At 49.0% G+C, this 15,578-nt stretch carries 16 protein-coding genes; 8 read left to right on the top strand and 8 right to left on the bottom strand.

Annotated features, from left to right (window positions below; all coding sequences use genetic code 11):
- Window positions 1-27 precede the first annotated feature (27 nt).
- From dnaG to rpsU, 3 genes are all read right to left on the bottom strand, one after another.
- Window positions 28-1,755, bottom strand: a complete 1,728-nt coding sequence (dnaG, locus tag KU855_RS01160; RefSeq protein WP_218528508.1) for a DNA primase — start codon at window positions 1,753-1,755, stop codon at window positions 28-30.
- A 122-nt stretch (window positions 1,756-1,877) separates the two neighbouring features.
- Window positions 1,878-2,321 (bottom strand): GatB/YqeY domain-containing protein, encoded by a 444-nt coding sequence (locus KU855_RS01155; protein ID WP_218528507.1) that lies wholly within the window; start codon window positions 2,319-2,321, stop codon window positions 1,878-1,880.
- A gap of 7 nt (window positions 2,322-2,328) precedes the next feature.
- Window positions 2,329-2,544 carry a 30S ribosomal protein S21 gene (gene rpsU / locus KU855_RS01150; RefSeq protein ID WP_006080725.1) on the bottom strand — a complete coding sequence of 72 codons (216 nt, stop codon included), beginning with the start codon at window positions 2,542-2,544 and terminating at the stop codon, window positions 2,329-2,331.
- A gap of 232 nt (window positions 2,545-2,776) precedes the next feature.
- Between rpsU and tsaD the strand changes: the two genes are divergently transcribed.
- Entirely contained in the window at window positions 2,777-3,790 is a 1,014-nt protein-coding gene (gene tsaD / locus KU855_RS01145) for a tRNA (adenosine(37)-N6)-threonylcarbamoyltransferase complex transferase subunit TsaD (protein WP_218528506.1), read from the top strand.
- A gap of 50 nt (window positions 3,791-3,840) precedes the next feature.
- Window positions 3,841-4,935, top strand: coding sequence for a bZIP transcription factor (locus KU855_RS01140; protein WP_371316301.1), 1,095 nt, complete (start codon window positions 3,841-3,843; stop codon window positions 4,933-4,935).
- Here KU855_RS01140 and plsY read toward each other — a convergent pair.
- Entirely contained in the window at window positions 4,932-5,558 is a 627-nt protein-coding gene (gene plsY, locus KU855_RS01135) for a glycerol-3-phosphate 1-O-acyltransferase PlsY (protein WP_218528505.1), read from the bottom strand. The genes KU855_RS01140 and plsY overlap by 4 nt on opposite strands.
- A gap of 263 nt (window positions 5,559-5,821) precedes the next feature.
- On the opposite strand from plsY, the gene folB reads away from it, so the two are divergent.
- The 4 genes from folB (at window position 5,822) to KU855_RS01115 (ending at window position 8,412) form a co-directional block, all read left to right on the top strand.
- Window positions 5,822-6,175: a dihydroneopterin aldolase gene (gene folB, locus KU855_RS01130; protein WP_218528504.1), complete on the top strand. Its 354-nt coding sequence runs from the start codon at window positions 5,822-5,824 to the stop codon at window positions 6,173-6,175.
- 24 nt (window positions 6,176-6,199) lie between these two features.
- On the top strand, window positions 6,200-6,700 hold the full coding sequence (gene folK / locus KU855_RS01125; RefSeq protein ID WP_218528503.1) for a 2-amino-4-hydroxy-6-hydroxymethyldihydropteridine diphosphokinase: 501 nt from the start codon (window positions 6,200-6,202) through the stop codon (window positions 6,698-6,700).
- A gap of 9 nt (window positions 6,701-6,709) precedes the next feature.
- Entirely contained in the window at window positions 6,710-7,510 is an 801-nt protein-coding gene (locus tag KU855_RS01120; protein ID WP_218528502.1) for an undecaprenyl-diphosphate phosphatase, read from the top strand.
- A gap of 68 nt (window positions 7,511-7,578) precedes the next feature.
- Window positions 7,579-8,412 (top strand): SAM-dependent methyltransferase, encoded by an 834-nt coding sequence (locus KU855_RS01115; RefSeq protein ID WP_218528501.1) that lies wholly within the window; start codon window positions 7,579-7,581, stop codon window positions 8,410-8,412.
- Window positions 8,413-8,485: 73 nt separating this feature from the next.
- On the opposite strand, the gene KU855_RS01110 is transcribed toward KU855_RS01115, so the two are convergent.
- Complete coding sequence (locus KU855_RS01110) at window positions 8,486-8,752, bottom strand: Lpp/OprI family alanine-zipper lipoprotein (RefSeq protein ID WP_218528500.1); 267 nt, start codon at window positions 8,750-8,752, stop codon at window positions 8,486-8,488.
- A 188-nt stretch (window positions 8,753-8,940) separates the two neighbouring features.
- A complete protein-coding gene (locus tag KU855_RS01105; RefSeq protein WP_218528499.1) occupies window positions 8,941-10,167 on the bottom strand; it encodes a multifunctional CCA addition/repair protein in 1,227 nt (408 codons plus the stop codon).
- Window positions 10,168-10,316: 149 nt separating this feature from the next.
- On the opposite strand from KU855_RS01105, the gene KU855_RS01100 reads away from it, so the two are divergent.
- On the top strand, window positions 10,317-11,933 hold the full coding sequence (locus KU855_RS01100; protein ID WP_218528498.1) for an ExeA family protein: 1,617 nt from the start codon (window positions 10,317-10,319) through the stop codon (window positions 11,931-11,933).
- Entirely contained in the window at window positions 11,933-12,814 is an 882-nt protein-coding gene (locus tag KU855_RS01095) for a general secretion pathway protein GspB (RefSeq protein ID WP_218528497.1), read from the top strand. The genes KU855_RS01100 and KU855_RS01095 overlap by 1 nt, the downstream gene beginning before the upstream one ends.
- A gap of 21 nt (window positions 12,815-12,835) precedes the next feature.
- On the opposite strand, the gene nhaD is transcribed toward KU855_RS01095, so the two are convergent.
- A complete protein-coding gene (gene nhaD, locus KU855_RS01090) occupies window positions 12,836-14,083 on the bottom strand; it encodes a sodium:proton antiporter NhaD (RefSeq protein ID WP_218528496.1) in 1,248 nt (415 codons plus the stop codon).
- Window positions 14,084-14,250: 167 nt separating this feature from the next.
- Complete coding sequence (gene hemL, locus KU855_RS01085; RefSeq protein WP_218528495.1) at window positions 14,251-15,540, bottom strand: glutamate-1-semialdehyde 2,1-aminomutase; 1,290 nt, start codon at window positions 15,538-15,540, stop codon at window positions 14,251-14,253.
- Window positions 15,541-15,578: the final 38 nt, after the last annotated feature.

Genomic DNA, 15,578 nt, shown 5'->3' with positions numbered 1-15,578 from the left:
TGCTAGATGGGCGAGCTGATAGCTAAGTCAGGTTTTTGCCTTCATGATGGCAATCAGCTTTTGTAGCTGTATTCGTTCATCCTTAGTGTGAGTCTGTTTGAGACTCAGTTCTTGGTATCTTTGGTCAATGTATTGATTATTGAGCCAAACCAAGGATTTTTTAAACTCGCGTTCAACGTTTTCATCCGCAACCTGATGCTCCCACTGAGCCAGTTTCTTCAAGGCAGTCACTTGACTGTGTTCCCTAAAGTGTTCAAGCAATTGGGCGGTGGTGAAAACTTGCTGGCGAGTCAGGGCTAGCAATTCATTGAGCAGGGCTATGCCTGGCAGTGTTAATTGGGTTAATGCCGGCTGGGCGATCAATTGGTAGCCTACCTGAGGATATTGCACTAACAGTGCTATCGCCAGTCGCAACGGGGTGCCTCGACCTTTTAACCCTTTAGCATTGGCTTGCTGCACCTTGGTGCTGCTAGTAAAGCCAAGTTTTTTCTTTAAATCATCAGCATTGTTCATACCTAAGGTATGAGACAAGCTTTCTAACAATAAGTTTTGTAACACGCTATCTTGTATTTTTTCAATAAGATTAATAGCTTGTTGGGCATAACTGCCTTTGTCGTTGGGGTGGTTTTCCGCCAACCGGGCAAATAAAAACTGCTCTAAACTGCTGGCTTCACCGATACGTTGTTCAAACGCCTCGCGACCGATTTGCCTGACCATTGAGTCCGGATCTTCCCCTTGGGGTAAAAACATAAAGCGCACATTATCGCCGGGTTTGAGTAAGGGCAGGGCAGTTTCTAAGGCTCGCCATGCGGCCTCTGTGCCAGCTTTGTCGCCGTCATAACAACACACCACGCGTTTGGCATTTCGTAATAACAGCTGAAATTGTTCAGCGGTGGTGGAGGTACCTAACGAGGCGACCGCATAATCAATGCCAAATTGTGCTAATGCCACCACGTCCATATAGCCTTCGACCACCATGACGGTGTCGACATCTCGATGGGCTTGTTTTAGCTCATAAAGGCCGTAGAGTTCGTTGCCTTTATGAAATATGGGTGTTTCTGGCGAATTCAAGTACTTTGGTGTGCCTTCGCCTAAAACTCGACCACCAAATCCGACCACCCGGCCACGTCGGTCACGGATGGGGAACATTAATCTGTCTCTAAAGCGGTCGTAGCGCCCACCACCCTCTTTGGCGATCAGCATACCGGCAGTGAGTAACTTTTCTTGATTGTCGGGGTGTTGTTTGTAACGGCTTAACAAGCCATCCCAACCCGGTGGCGCGAAGCCAATGCCAAAGCGAGTGACAACCTCTTCACTCAGCCCACGCTGCTGTAGATATTCCCAGACTTGGGTTTTGTCACCATGATGACGCAGACTGTGTTGGAAAAAGTGATTCGCTTCTTCCATCAATTGATATAGATCCCGACTTAAACCATCGTCACGGCGTTTGTTAGGGCCGTTTTCTCTCGGTACATCTAATCCCAATTGTCCGGCGAGATCTTCAATGGCATCGATAAAATCGAGACGGTCATATTCCATCACGAAGTCGATAATATTGCCATGGGCACCGCAACCAAAACAGTGATAAAACTGCTTATCACGGCTGACGGTAAATGAGGGTGACTTTTCACTGTGGAACGGGCAACAGGCGCTGTAATTTTTGCCAGCTTTTTTTAGCGGCACTCTATGATTGATTAAATCGACAATGTCGATGCGAGCAACCAAATCATTGATAAAATCACGGGGTATTGCCATAGATGTGTGTCACGTCTCCAAAAAACAGCAGGTTGTCTGTTCGAACGAACAGGTTCAATGGCTTGAGTATAAACAAACAAGCCGCGCATACGCACGGCTTGTTCATACACAGAAGCTAAGACTTATTGCAATTTAGATCGAATAATCGCGCCAATGGCAGCCATATCCGCTCGACCTTGCACTTTAGACTTCAGTGCTCCCATTACTTTGCCCATATCCGCCATGGTCGCTGCACCGGTGGCGCTGATGGTGGCATCTATGATGTCACTGACTTCAGCATCGGTTAACGGTTTAGGCAGAAAAGATTCAATGACCAGAATCTCGGCTGCTTCCGTTGCGGCTAACTCGGTGCGACCTGCGGCCTCATATTGAGACTGAGAGTCACGACGTTGTTTGACCATTTTGGTTAACACAGCTAAGGCTTGTTCATCAGTCAAAGATTCGCGGGTATCCACTTCAATTTGCTTGATGGCCGCCAGAGCCATGCGTATGGTTCCTAGACGCAATTTATCTTTTGCGACTAGGGCCACTTTCATCTCGGCTTTTAGCTGATCGATTAGGCTCATAATGAGATTAATATAAACGTACGCGACGAGCGTTTTCGCGAGAAAGCTTCTTAGCAAGACGCTTTACTGCAGCAGCTTTAGCGCGCTTACGTGCAGTAGTTGGTTTCTCGTAGAATTCACGAGCACGAACGTCAGCCAGAATACCAGCTTTTTCACAAGAGCGCTTAAAACGACGCAGAGCTACGTCGAATGGTTCATTTTCACGTACTTTAATAATTGGCATACGCCATCACCCCTTAGGTGTAAATTTGTATTGGCTGGTTATCGCAAGCACCGCTGCTTACGCTCCTTGGCCAAGGGATTTAAAAATGGTGCGAAATTTTATACTGAATCATCAACAAAAGTAAACCCCTGCTTTTCTAAATAATCCATGCAAGTTAGCGTTGGGTTAGGCTGGAGTAAAAGGCCGAGGCAAGCTAGAATTGCCGCATTAAATTGTTAGCCAGTGAGAGACGATGCGGGTTTTAGGTATAGAAACATCTTGTGATGAAACGGGTATCGCCATTTATGACGATGAACAGGGGCTAATGGCGCACACCTTGTATAGCCAGGTAAAATTGCATGCCGATTACGGCGGTGTGGTGCCTGAACTTGCCTCGAGAGATCATGTCCGCAAGATCATTCCTTTGATCCGCGAAGCCATGGCCGCCGCCAATATCAGCCCAGACTCCATTGATGGGGTTGCTTATACTAAGGGGCCGGGTCTGATTGGCGCCTTATTGGTTGGTGCTTGTGTTGGCCGCTCATTGGCATACGCTTGGCAGGTGCCTGCCGTTGGGGTTCATCATATGGAAGGCCATCTTCTTGCGCCCATGCTAGAAGATAACGCCCCTGAGTTTCCTTTTATTGCCTTACTGGTGTCGGGCGGTCATTCGATGTTGGTCGATGTTAAAGGCATTGGTCAATATCAGGTGATGGGTGAGTCCATTGATGATGCCGCCGGTGAAGCCTTTGATAAAACGGCCAAGTTAATGGGGCTCGATTACCCCGGTGGTCCAAGGTTGGCTAAGTTAGCGGCCAAAGGTGAGAGCGGACATTATAAGTTTCCAAGGCCCATGACCGATAGACCCGGACTGGATATGAGCTTTTCGGGCTTGAAAACCTTTACGGCCAACACCATTGCCAAAGAACCTGATGATGAGCAGACCCGGGCCAATATTGCCTTAGCCTTTGAAGAAGCTGTCGTTGATACTCTAGCGATTAAATGTCGTCGCGCCTTGGTGCAAACGGGGTATAAGCGGTTAGTGATCGCCGGCGGTGTGAGCGCTAACTTACGCTTGCAACAGTCGCTAGCTGACATGATGTCATCCATTGGTGGCCAAGTGTTTTATCCTCGCGGCGAGTTTTGTACCGATAATGGGGCCATGATCGCTTATGCTGGTATTCAGCGTTTACGCGCGGGTGAAACCGAATCGCTTGCAGTGAAAGGCCAACCGCGCTGGCCATTAGATACGCTGGCTGCGGTTTAATCGCACTTGGATGTTATCAATCGGCTGTAAATTGATGTTTTTGCAGCCGATTGAACCTTAAAAATACTTTTCAAAGCCACATTCCGCTGGCTTTGGGGTATGCTGCCGACCTTTGTTATTTTGTCGGTTATGTCATGCTCTATCACGCCTCCGTTGAATTGCGCTATCCCAAGGGGCCTTTCGCGCTCACCTTAGTTGGATTATTAAGCGGCGCCTCGATCTTCGCGTCCATCATCTTTTCGCTCTTGTTGTTTTTGTCTATCGATGACAACCCTATGATGCAGTGGTTGTTTGGATCGTTAGCAGTGATATTTGAACTCGGTAAGTTTTATGCTTGGTACGAGTTCGGCGAGCGGCGCGCCCATCGAAATTACCCCGGAGCCCTGATCTCGTTAGTGTTCTACGGCGTGTTGGCGTTGATTTCTATTGGCGGCAGCATTGGCGGCATTAATGCGGCGACCAACCAAGCGGCGGCGCATGTGCATCAAGCCTCGAGTAAAATCGACAGTTATAACGCGCAAATTGCGGCGATTGATGCGCAAATAGCGTTAAACAATGAGGCGGCGCAAAAATACATTGAGATGGAGCGAATTGCCACTGGTGTTCGTCAAATCCAGAAGCAAAACAGCGAATTACGACGCCAACAACAAGCCTTGGCGCTCGAGCGTGATTCCTTACCTGTGGCGTCGCAAGGATCTATCATTGGCTTAATCGAATCGCTGGCGGCCGCGCTTGGGATCAGTAGCGGTAATGCGCAACTGGGCTTGGTGGTCTTTTTGTCGGTGTTATTGGACTTATTTGCGGCCTTCTTTGTTAGCGTGATTGGCGAGGAGTTACGTTTTCGCCATTATTATCAGCACTATCGACCCATGATATCCCCAAGCTCAAACCGGGACATTGAATTGCCTTTGCGACTGAATTTAGAGGAAACGGTGCTCGAGGAGGCCGAGCCGTTAAGTGTGTTTGAGCAGGTGTGTCAGCTGTTAGATCAAGGTGAGCTTAATTGTTCAAAAAAGGCGGTGGCTAAACGCTTTAATCTTAAGGTTGAGGCAGTGGATGAGCTGTTTAAAGAGATGTTGGCGCAAGGGGTGATCCACCAAAAACCCAACCATCATTATCAATGGCTAGGCGTCGCGGCGGTTTAATTGCTGCGGTTTTTTTTGGACTTGAGCTTAGCTTTAAGATTAAACCTAGGCTCTTGCCCTTGGCACAAGCGCTGAATATTAGCGCGGTGGCGGATCACAATTAAGGTGCTCAGCATGGCCACCGGCAGGGTGAATCTGTCGTCGAGATAATAGGTGTATACCGGCGCGAGTAAGGCGGTCAAAATGGCGGCCAGAGATGAGTAGCGCGTAATAATTACTAGCGCAAGCCAGCTGCCCATCAAGGCTAATGCCAAATCATCGCCAATGGGGGCCATGGCACCAAATGCGGTCGCAACGCCCTTACCGCCTTGGAAATGGAAGAAAATAGGGTAGATGTGGCCTAGGCAGGCTGCAATAGCAATCGCCCCTAACCACACGCCACTGATCCCCAATAAGTAGGCAATGTACGCGGGCGCAGCCCCTTTTAGCATATCGAAAAACAGCACCATGGCTGCGGCACTCCCGCCGCCAATTCTCAATACATTGGTGGCGCCAGGGTTACCTGAGCCTTGCGTGCGAGGGTCTGGCAAGCCACGTAATCGACACACTAAGACCGCACTCGACACCGAACCGGCCAAGTATGCGGAGATAATCATTAATATAATGAGAAGCGTGTCGTTCACATTGGTTTCCTTTGCGCGCTTGGGGTATGATCTGCCACCTTACCCAAGTTCCTAAGACCAGCAAACATAACGGGTAAATCCGTTTGCTATCCTACTTGGTAAATTGGCTAATCGAAAGTCATTATTTGACAAGATTTATTAGCATTTGTGACTGAGTTTGCAGGCTAATGCTCGAGTCTATCGGCCAGTGCCATTATCATGTCGCTTATCATAGCCTGTTTAGCTGCAAATACTTATCAGACCTCAACCCAGCGGAGGGTGCGATGGACAAGGTGTTAATTCGTGAGCTCAAAATCGATACGATTATCGGTGTTTATGAGTGGGAAAAAAAGCTGCATCAAAGCTTATATCTGGATTTGGACATGGCTTGGGACAACCGCGCCGCGGCCCATAACGATGACTATCAACAGGCCTTGTGTTATGAGACCGTTAGTAAGCGATTGATTGAACTGATTACCGCAGAGCCGATCGAGCTAATCGAAACCGTGGCTGAGCGCGTTGCGACCTGTGTGATGCAAGAATTTGGCGTGTTGTGGGTAAAAGTAACAGTAATGAAGCCTGGGGCCGTGCCTCATGCGCGAGCCGTTGGCGTAGAAATTATACGCGGGCATGATTAATCTTGGAGCAATTGCGGTAATCACATGGCGAGTATTTTTATTAGTTTGGGCAGCAATATCCAGCCTGAGCATTATTTGTGGCAAGGCCTAAATGAGCTTGCTCAAGCGTTTGGCGCACTGACATTATCCTCAGTGTATGAAAGTGAAGCTGTGGGGTTTGATGGTGGCAACTTCCTTAATATGGTGGTCGGCGCTGAAACGTCACTGCCAATTGCTGAGGTGGTGAGTTTATTTAAAACGATTGAACGCGCCCATGGTCGCTTAGCGACTTCCCAGAAATTCAGCTCTCGTACGTTAGACATAGATTTACTACTCTATGATGATTTGGTTTGCCAAGATCCGGTGGAGTTACCTCGGGCTGAGATAACCGAAAATGCCTTTGTGCTGCAACCGTTGGCAGAGATAGCACCGACTCGAATTCATCCAATCTTAGGGACGGATTATCAGTCGCTATGGCATGCCTATAATAAACCACAACGGCTGTGGACCGTTGAACTCGATTGGCCGCCGCATACAGCGCATTAAGGATTTTTTGTGGATACAGTACAAGTTATTATTTTGGCCTTAATTCAAGGCTTAACTGAGTTTTTACCTATTTCCAGTAGTGCGCATTTAATTCTGCCTGCGCAATTATTTGGCTGGCAAGATCAAGGCTTATCGTTTGATGTGGCAGTGCATATTGGCTCCTTATTGGCGGTGGTGCTGTATTTTCGCGCGGAAATTGGCCAGATGTTTGTGGCTTGGGTCGCCAGCATAGTCAAAGGTCAACATAGCGATGACAGTAAGTTGGCGTGGTGGATTATTTTAGCGACTCTGCCGGCAGTGGTGATTGGCTTTATGGCCAAAGATTGGGTTGAAGCGTATTTACGTGGCCCTGGCGTGATTGCGATTACAACCGTGATATTTGGCTTACTGTTGTGGCTGGGTGATAAGCTGGCTCGCAATGAATTAACCGAGTATCAAACCGGCTGGCGCAAGGCGCTGCTCATAGGTTTTGCTCAAGCGTTAGCGTTGATCCCCGGCACCTCGCGCAGTGGTATCACCATGACAGCAGCCTTATTGCTGGGGTTAAATCGTGAAGCGGCAGCACGTTTTTCATTTTTAATGTCAATCCCAGTGATCTTGGGCGCCGCGATGCTGATGGGCAAGGATATTGTCACTGAAGGCCACGCCATAGATTGGCAAGCTTTATCCTTGGGGGTGCTGGTGTCATTTTTTGCCGCCTACGCCTGTATACATTATTTCTTGAAGATTATTAGCAAGATGGGTATGACTCCTTTCGTGATTTATCGATTGGCGTTAGGTATTTTCCTCTGCGGCTTTATTTTCCTCTAAGCTCAATTGAGTCGGCTTACTTATTCTCACCCAGGCTTAGCCTGGGTGATGTTTTTCAGGACACCATTATGACATCAGTTTTTCAATGCCCTATCTGTCAGCAACCGCTCAAGCCCTATTTAACCACCCGCGACTTACATTGTGGCCAGCACCACAAGTTTGCCTATAACGAGGCCGGCTATTGGGTGTTTGCTAAGTCAAAAAAAGAGAAAGGCACCAGCTTAAGCCGAGCACAGATGCGCTCGAGGATGTTCTTACTCGCCAGTGGGATGTTGACCCCGATAGTGACGCAGATAAAGCCATTGGTGACGGCCCATTTCAGCAAAGATCATACCTATCAGTGGCTCGATTATGAGTGCGGTGATGGTTTTTATTTGGGAGCCATCGTCGATAGCCTCAAAGATAGCGGCTTAACCCTGCAGCCACATGGGTTTAGTGAGGCCGAAAATGCGCTGTTTGTTGCGGCTAAAAACCTAAGTGACATCAGCCTATGTCAAAGCTCTACCAAGCGCTTACCTTATGCCGATGAGGCGTTTGATTTACTGACCTTAATAGACAAGCCGCTAAAAGGTAAAGAGTTCTTGCGGGTGTTAAAGCAAGATGGTATCGCATTAATGGTGGTGGTGGGTCCACGGCATCTATGGCAAATTCGGGAGCAGTTATACCCCAACTTAGTCGCCAAAGAGTTCAGCTTAGATTTGCCGGCATCACTGACAGTATTGGCCTCTGAGGCTATTCAATGGCAAGCCGATGTGAGTGGTGAGCAAGCGCTAACCTTGTTGGATATGACCCCTTACGCATGGCGCGCCAATGACAAGCAACGTCAAGCCATAGCCCATCAGGCAATTAGTGGGTTAGAGTTTGATTATCGGTTAGTGATAGCGAAAAAAGTGAGCGCCTAAAAGGCGTGATGGCGGGGCGGAATAAACAATAAAATCATTTCGGCAACACTCAGTGTTGCCGAAATGAATAACATTACTTCTTGTATTGAGAAGCCATGTTATCGATACGGTCGTTAGCACGCTTAGCTTCAGCTTGAGCGTCCATCGCAGCGTTTTTAGCAGCGCGAGCGTCAGCAGCAACTTTACCTTGCTCAGCTTTCATTGAGCTAACTTCTGAAGACAGTTGGTCAACTTTGTTACCTAAGTTGGCAACACTTTCTTCCAGAGCAGTAGTGTTAGCACAGCCACCCAGCATAGCAGTCATAGCAACACCGGCAATCATCATTAATTTCTTGTTCATGGATCATCCCTTTATATCTAGGTTAAAAAAATTACGCAGTCGCTAACAGTACAGCAACGGCATAATTATGTCATAGCTATTTTATTTTGCTACGAAAATTCTGTGTCGAGCCGATTTGCTAAATCAAACTTAATCCAAATGTAACCAATCGTGCCTGTATTTTAGTCATTCGCTCGAGTTTTGTACATTCACGGGCGAGGATTTTTTAGCTTGGCGATGCTCGCTTGACGTAACTCGGTCAGTTTAGTTTTAATTTCTGCACCTTTATAGCCTTGGGCTAAAATCTTTTGCACCTCGATGGCACTCGCGGCTTGGTAACAATCTCGTAAATATTGCCCTTGTGGGTAAGGGGCGGATTCGAACCCGTGGCGCCCTTGACTGTCGGCCATGCCGATAACAATAAGGGCTTCCAAGCGTTCAGGCTTACGCCACATATCGTTTTTATCAAATATCTTCAATAGGGTTTCCGGCCGCAATTGCATGACGGTATGCAGCAATTGGTGGTACTCGGTCGCCATCAGGGCCAGTTCTTTGTATTGATTAGGTAAACGCAGGCGCTCGCACAGTTGTTTAACCGGCGTGAGCCCTAATTTGTCATGACCATGGTGCTTAGGCCATTGTTGTGCTGGAGTCAGTGCTTTGCCGAGATCGTGCACCAAGGCGGCAAAGCGCAGCGCGGGATCTTGGGTGAGTAAAGCGGCTTGTTCAAGCACGAGCAGGCTGTGCAGACCGGTATCAATTTCCGGGTGATGTTGTGGGGGTTGTGGCACCCCAAATAACGCGTCGAGTTCGGGTATTAATACCTTTAACGCGCCGCAGCGATGAAGCACCTCAAAGAAGATTTGCGGCGCTTGGGTCTGGAGGGCTTTTTCGATTTCAACGGCCACCCGTTCGGCGCTGAGGCTGTTGAGTTCACCACTGGCGGCTATTTCGCTCATTAATGCCAGGGTTGAGCTGGCGATACTAAACCCTTGCGGGGCAAACCTTGCTGCAAATCGAGCAACCCGCAATACTCTTAACGGATCTTCTGTAAATGCAGCAGACACATGCCGTAAGGTTTTGGATTGAATGTCATCAAGGCCATGATATGGGTCGTGTAACTGACCGTGGCAGTCTTCAGCAATCGCGTTAATGGTTAAGTCGCGGCGTAATAAATCTTGCTCGAGGGTGACATGGGCACTGGCATCGCATTCAAAGCCTGAATAACCCACGCCGACTTTGCGTTCAATACGAGCGAGGGCGTATTCATCTTGGGTGGTGGGATGTAAGAACACTGGAAAATCTTTTCCCACTTGACGATAGTCCAAGGCGAGCATTTGCGCGGGCGTCGCGCCCACGACCAGATAGTCTCTGTCTTTGACTGCTAGCCCTAACAATCGGTCACGTACCGCACCACCTACCAGATATATGTCCACTTGCTTCACCATCAATATTTTTAGAAAGGATAACATGCCGTTAAGTTGGGCTAAAGCGCAACTGGCGGGTGTTTGACTTTTGACAAGCGACGCGTCTCGCTATACCTTGGGCTCAGTTTAACTCTGATCATCTTGGTTATCGACAGTATATGTATAAAGCGTTTTTTGGGCTTACGGATACCCCTTTTTCAATTGCGCCAAATCCGGCCTACTTATTTTTAAGTGAGCGCCACAGTGAGGCCTTGGTGCATTTGACTTATGGATTAGGGGACAGTGGCGGTTTTGTGTTGCTCACAGGTGAAGTGGGTACCGGTAAAACCACGGTATCTCGCTGCCTGCTTGGACAATTGCCAGACAACACTGATACGGCCTTTATCCTGAATCCGGCGCTGACTGAGTTGGAATTATTGGCCACCATTTGTGACGAACTGCATATCGGCTATCAAGCGCAACCCAGCCTAAAACAACTGACGGATTTAATTAGTCAGTTTTTGCTAAACAATCATAAACAAGGCCGAAACACGGTATTAATCATCGATGAGGCGCAGCATTTACGTGCCAGTGTTTTAGAGCAGCTGCGGCTACTGACCAATTTAGAAACCGATACCAAAAAATTACTGCAAGTTGTCTTGATAGGCCAACCTGAATTGCAGCAACTGCTGAAGCGACAAGAATTACGTCAGCTTGCCCAGCGGATCACCGCGCGTTATCACTTGATGCCATTGGATCAACAGGAAGTGGCCCGTTACGTCCAGCACCGTTTGGAGGTTGCCGGTCGCTTTCAACCCTTATTTACGCCCAAGGCACTGGCTAAGTTACATCAGCTCAGTGGCGGTATTCCCCGGCTGATTAATTTAATTTGCGATCGCGCCATGATGGCGGCGTATGCTGCTGGCCGGGCACAAATCGACCAAGATCTCGTGGCCAAGGCGGCGCTAGAAGTCAGTGGTGACGCACCAGAGGTTACCGCCACTCGGCCATGGCTTGGCTGGTCTTTAGTGACCTTAGTCTCGGCATTCTTAGTGTTTTTGGCGCTCACCAAATTTATGCCTGCTGCGACAGTCTCTCCAGCCAACGACACGGAAATAGCCCATGAGCTCATGGCGCAGGAAGATCCGGTGTTGCGAGCCGACCCTCAGGTTAATCAGGCGGTCATCGGGCAACAGCAATGGCAACAAGCATTGGTACAAGCCACCGAGGCGCATGCTTTTGCGGCGTTGTTAGGCCAATGGGGTAAGCATCCGATGATTGGGATGAGTCCATGCCAAGCGGCACTTGAGCAAGGGTTACAATGCAAACAGTTACAAGGCAACTTTCATACCTTAGCGCAATTTGATTACCCTGCCGTGGTACATATGCTCGATGATAATAACCAACTATTTTATGCCACATTAATCGCTGTCGAACAAAACCAACTGCTATTACAACTCGGTGAACAACAGTTTTGGGTGAGTCGCGATTGGTTTGATAGCCACTTTGGTGGCAGTTTTGAATTACTGGTCAATCAACCGAGTGTCAGTTTGGATGCCATTGGGCCTGGCGTCGCTGGGGCGCGGGTACAGTGGCTAGAAAATGCCTTGGCACGGGTGCAGGGCCGAGCATTGCGTTCAGTGATCCAGTTTGATGACCCCTTAACGCGAGATCTGACCCGTTTTCAACAACAGCAAGGGTTACAAGCTGACGGGATTGCTGGACGAGATACCTTAGGACGAATTGATATGCTGCTAAATGCCACGGGGCCAAGATTGCACATGGGGGCGCAGTAATGTCAATTTTACTGGATGCGGTGATCCGCCAAAAAAGCCAGACGAGTCAAGATCCTCTGACGGCGCACTTACGAACTCAGCCGACAATGGCCCCTTCTAATGCACTATCGCTGATCTTACCTATGGTGCTCGGCGGGGCGCTTGGTGCCGGCGCATTTGCCCTCTGGCACTCTTGGCCGCAACCGGTTGCGAAGGTGCGTGAGCTCGTCTCGTCTTCGGCGCCAATCATACCAGCCGTGACCCCGGTGGCCGATATTCGCTTGTATGAGCGCGTGAGCTTGCCTAAAGCCCAAGCCGTCGATGTCGGCGCGCAACTGAGGGGGGAACCCGCTAGGTTATTGGCCGGACATAGCTCAATCAATGCTAAGGCTACTGCACCGCTAAAGAGTGGCCGCAACGCTGACAATACCCTTGAGGCTGATGATACTGCAACGCCGCTTATCCTTGGGAATACCCAGTTGACAGCGGCCCAGCAACGGACGATTGAGGCCGCGCTGGCAACTCCCGATGCCGCCACTGCGACGGCGGATCAGTCTGGCGATTTATTAGCGGCTTTTGAAGCGGCCTTAAAACAGGTGGAATATGAACAATCCGTGACCCACGAGGTCAGCCAAGGTTCGCTCAACCCGATACCGACTGACAGCACGACTGATATTCCTAAATTTGGCCAGTTGCCCTATGCCTTGCAGGTTCAAGTACCAGAGTTTTCCATCGTGGCGCATGTGTATGCTAGCTCCCCTGAAAAACGCTGGTTAAACGTCGATGGTGTCGAATTGCAAGAAGGCGACAGTATTCAAGGTAAGCTTAAGATCATTGAGATCCGCCCAAGGGATGTGGTGCTCGAGCTCGAAGGTACCCCCTTTAGAGTGCCGGCGATTTAATCCACTATCCGCGCGAGTGGATTAGCCATATAACCAATCGGCCATCAATAAGGTCAAGCCGTAACCTAAGCTGTAGCAAAGTAGCAGTGACGGCAGGTATTTTAAGTAGCTAGTAAAGGTCAACTCTTTTACCCGGCTCATGGCAATGATCCCTGCCGCCGATCCGACCACCAATAATGAGCCCCCGACTCCGACGGCATAGGTTAGGCCCAACCAATCCGGCGTAGATAATAGCGGTTGGGCTTTTAGAAGGGCTGCCGTCATCGGCACATTATCTAAAAATGCAGACACTATTCCGGTGAAGTAGTTGGATAAATGGGGGCTATATTGGCTATAGATTTGCGCCAAAACATCCAAGCTTCCAATCTGTTTTAACATGCCGACAAGTAAGAGAATACCTAGAAAAAACAGCAGGGTATCGAACTCAATCTGACGCACATATTCTAAAATTTTGATTTCTTCGCTATCACTATGGTTCAGTTGGCCCAACAAAAACATCACAGATAAACCGCATAAAAACGTCAGCACTGGCGGGATGGCAAACCACACATTCAGCACCATGGTCATGGCGATGGTGAGGGCAAAAATGGCTGCAATCAGGAGATCGACGCCGCTGTACTGGCGGTTAACTGCCGTGGTATGCACCATGCCACTGGCATTGCGCGAAAACAGCAGGGCTAATAAAGCGACACTGGTGATTGCCGGAACAAATAGCACGGTTAACTGTGACATGCTGAGGTGACCGTCGAGAAAGATCATTAAGGTGGTGACATCGCCGGTGATCAGCGCCACTCCGCCAGAGTTGACCGCAAAAATAATCAATACACTAATGCGTCGGCGCATGCGCCAATGCAACTTAAAGCTGGTGAGCAAGCCAATGGAAACCAAGGTGGCGGTGACGTTATCACAGATGGCCGATAAGACGAGGGCGAAGATGGCGATCATTAGCATCAATTTGCGCACGCTTAATTGCGCGGGAAATATCTTGGCAATCAATACTTGGATCAGGCCCTTAGCGTTGAGATAAGCCACAAAGGTCATGGTGGACATTAAAAATAGCCATAGCGTGGCAATTTCTAATAGGTTTTCATCGAGCTCGTGACTGATCTGTTGGCTGTGGCCTTGCAGCGAGGCGTCGATAAATAAACTGATCCACGCAATACAGCCCAAAAATAAAGTGGTTTTGGCTTTATTAATGTGGGTGATTTCTTCGGTGATAATGCTGATAAGCGCCAGCACGGCGAGGCTGATTAAGAATAGGTTAAACATTGTGGCCATTCCAACTGCGAGTATTTTAAGGTATTTTTAAGTAATTGGGCGGGATTTGACCACAGTTAGTCTTGCAAGGCAATATCGCCAGTAACAATTTGTTAAAGCTTGACGCTGTTGAGTAACAAAAAAGGCGCTCGCGGCGCCTTTTTATTGCTCATGGGTGTTTAGGCTTTGGCCATTTCAGCAAACACTTCATCGGCGATCTCAAGGGTACGCTCAATTTCAGCATCACCATGCGCCATCGATAAGAAGCCAGCTTCATAGGCACTCGGGGCTAAATAGACACCGCGATCGAGCATGCCGTGGTAGAAGGCGCGGAATTGCTCCATATTGCAACGAGTGACTTGCTCAAAGCGAGTAATGTGCGGTTCATCGGTAAAGAAGAAACCAAACATGCCGCCAACATAGTTAATCGCCATGGGAATGCCGTGCTTATCGGCTGCTGCTTTCAAGCCTTCAGCCACGCGCTTGGTCTTTTCGGCCAGTGCCGGGTAAATGCCTGGCTCACATAATGCTTCCATTTGCGCTAAGCCTGCCGACATGGCAATGGGGTTACCTGATAGGGTACCGGCTTGGTAAACTGGGCCTGTTGGCGCGATAAACTGCATCACATCACGACGTCCGCCAAAAGCACCTACCGGCATACCGCCACCGATCACTTTACCTAAGGTGGTTAAATCAGGGGTCACGCCATAGTGGCCTTGAGCACCACTTTGTGACACGCGAAAACCCGTCATCACTTCATCGATGATCAACAGGGCACCATATTGGTCACACACTTGACGCAGTGCTTGTAAAAAGCCTGGGACAGGTGGAATACAGTTCATGTTACCGGCGACGGGCTCAATGATGATACAGGCGATGCTATCTGGGTGTTCAGCAAACAGGCTCTTGACGGAATCGATGTCATTATACACAGCGGTCAAGGTATGTTTGGCGAAGTCTTCTGGGATGCCAGGTGAGCTTGGTTGACCTAAGGTCAAGGCCCCTGAACCGGCTTTCACCAGTAAGCAGTCGGCATGGCCGTGGTAACAGCCTTCAAACTTCAGAATTTTATCGCGGTTAGTGAAACCACGCGCTAAACGAATGGCGCTCATGGTGGCTTCGGTGCCTGAGCTGACCATCCGCACTTGTTCCATGGACGGTACCATGGCAATGACTTTTTCAGCCATTTGCACTTCTAATTCAGTGGGCGCACCAAAAGATAAACCATTGTCCACAGCCTTTAATACGGCTTCGCGGATCTTAGGGTGGTTGTGACCTAAGATCATCGGTCCCCATGAACCGACATAATCGATATAGGCGTTGCCATCGGCATCATAAATATAGGCTCCATCGGCTTTCTCAATAAAGCGTGGGGCACCGCCAACGCCATTAAACGCACGCACGGGTGAGTTTACGCCACCGGGAATGGATTGCTTAGCCTGTTCAAATAAGCTGTCGGAACGGGTCATTGTCTGTCCTTACTGTCGTATAAAATGCCGGAGTTAAC

Source organism: Shewanella sp. NIFS-20-20 (assembly GCF_019209865.1).
Classification (GTDB): Bacteria; Pseudomonadota; Gammaproteobacteria; order Enterobacterales; family Shewanellaceae; genus Shewanella.
Note: the sequence above shows the minus strand (reverse complement) of the source record. Positions and strands in the feature narration are given on the sequence as shown.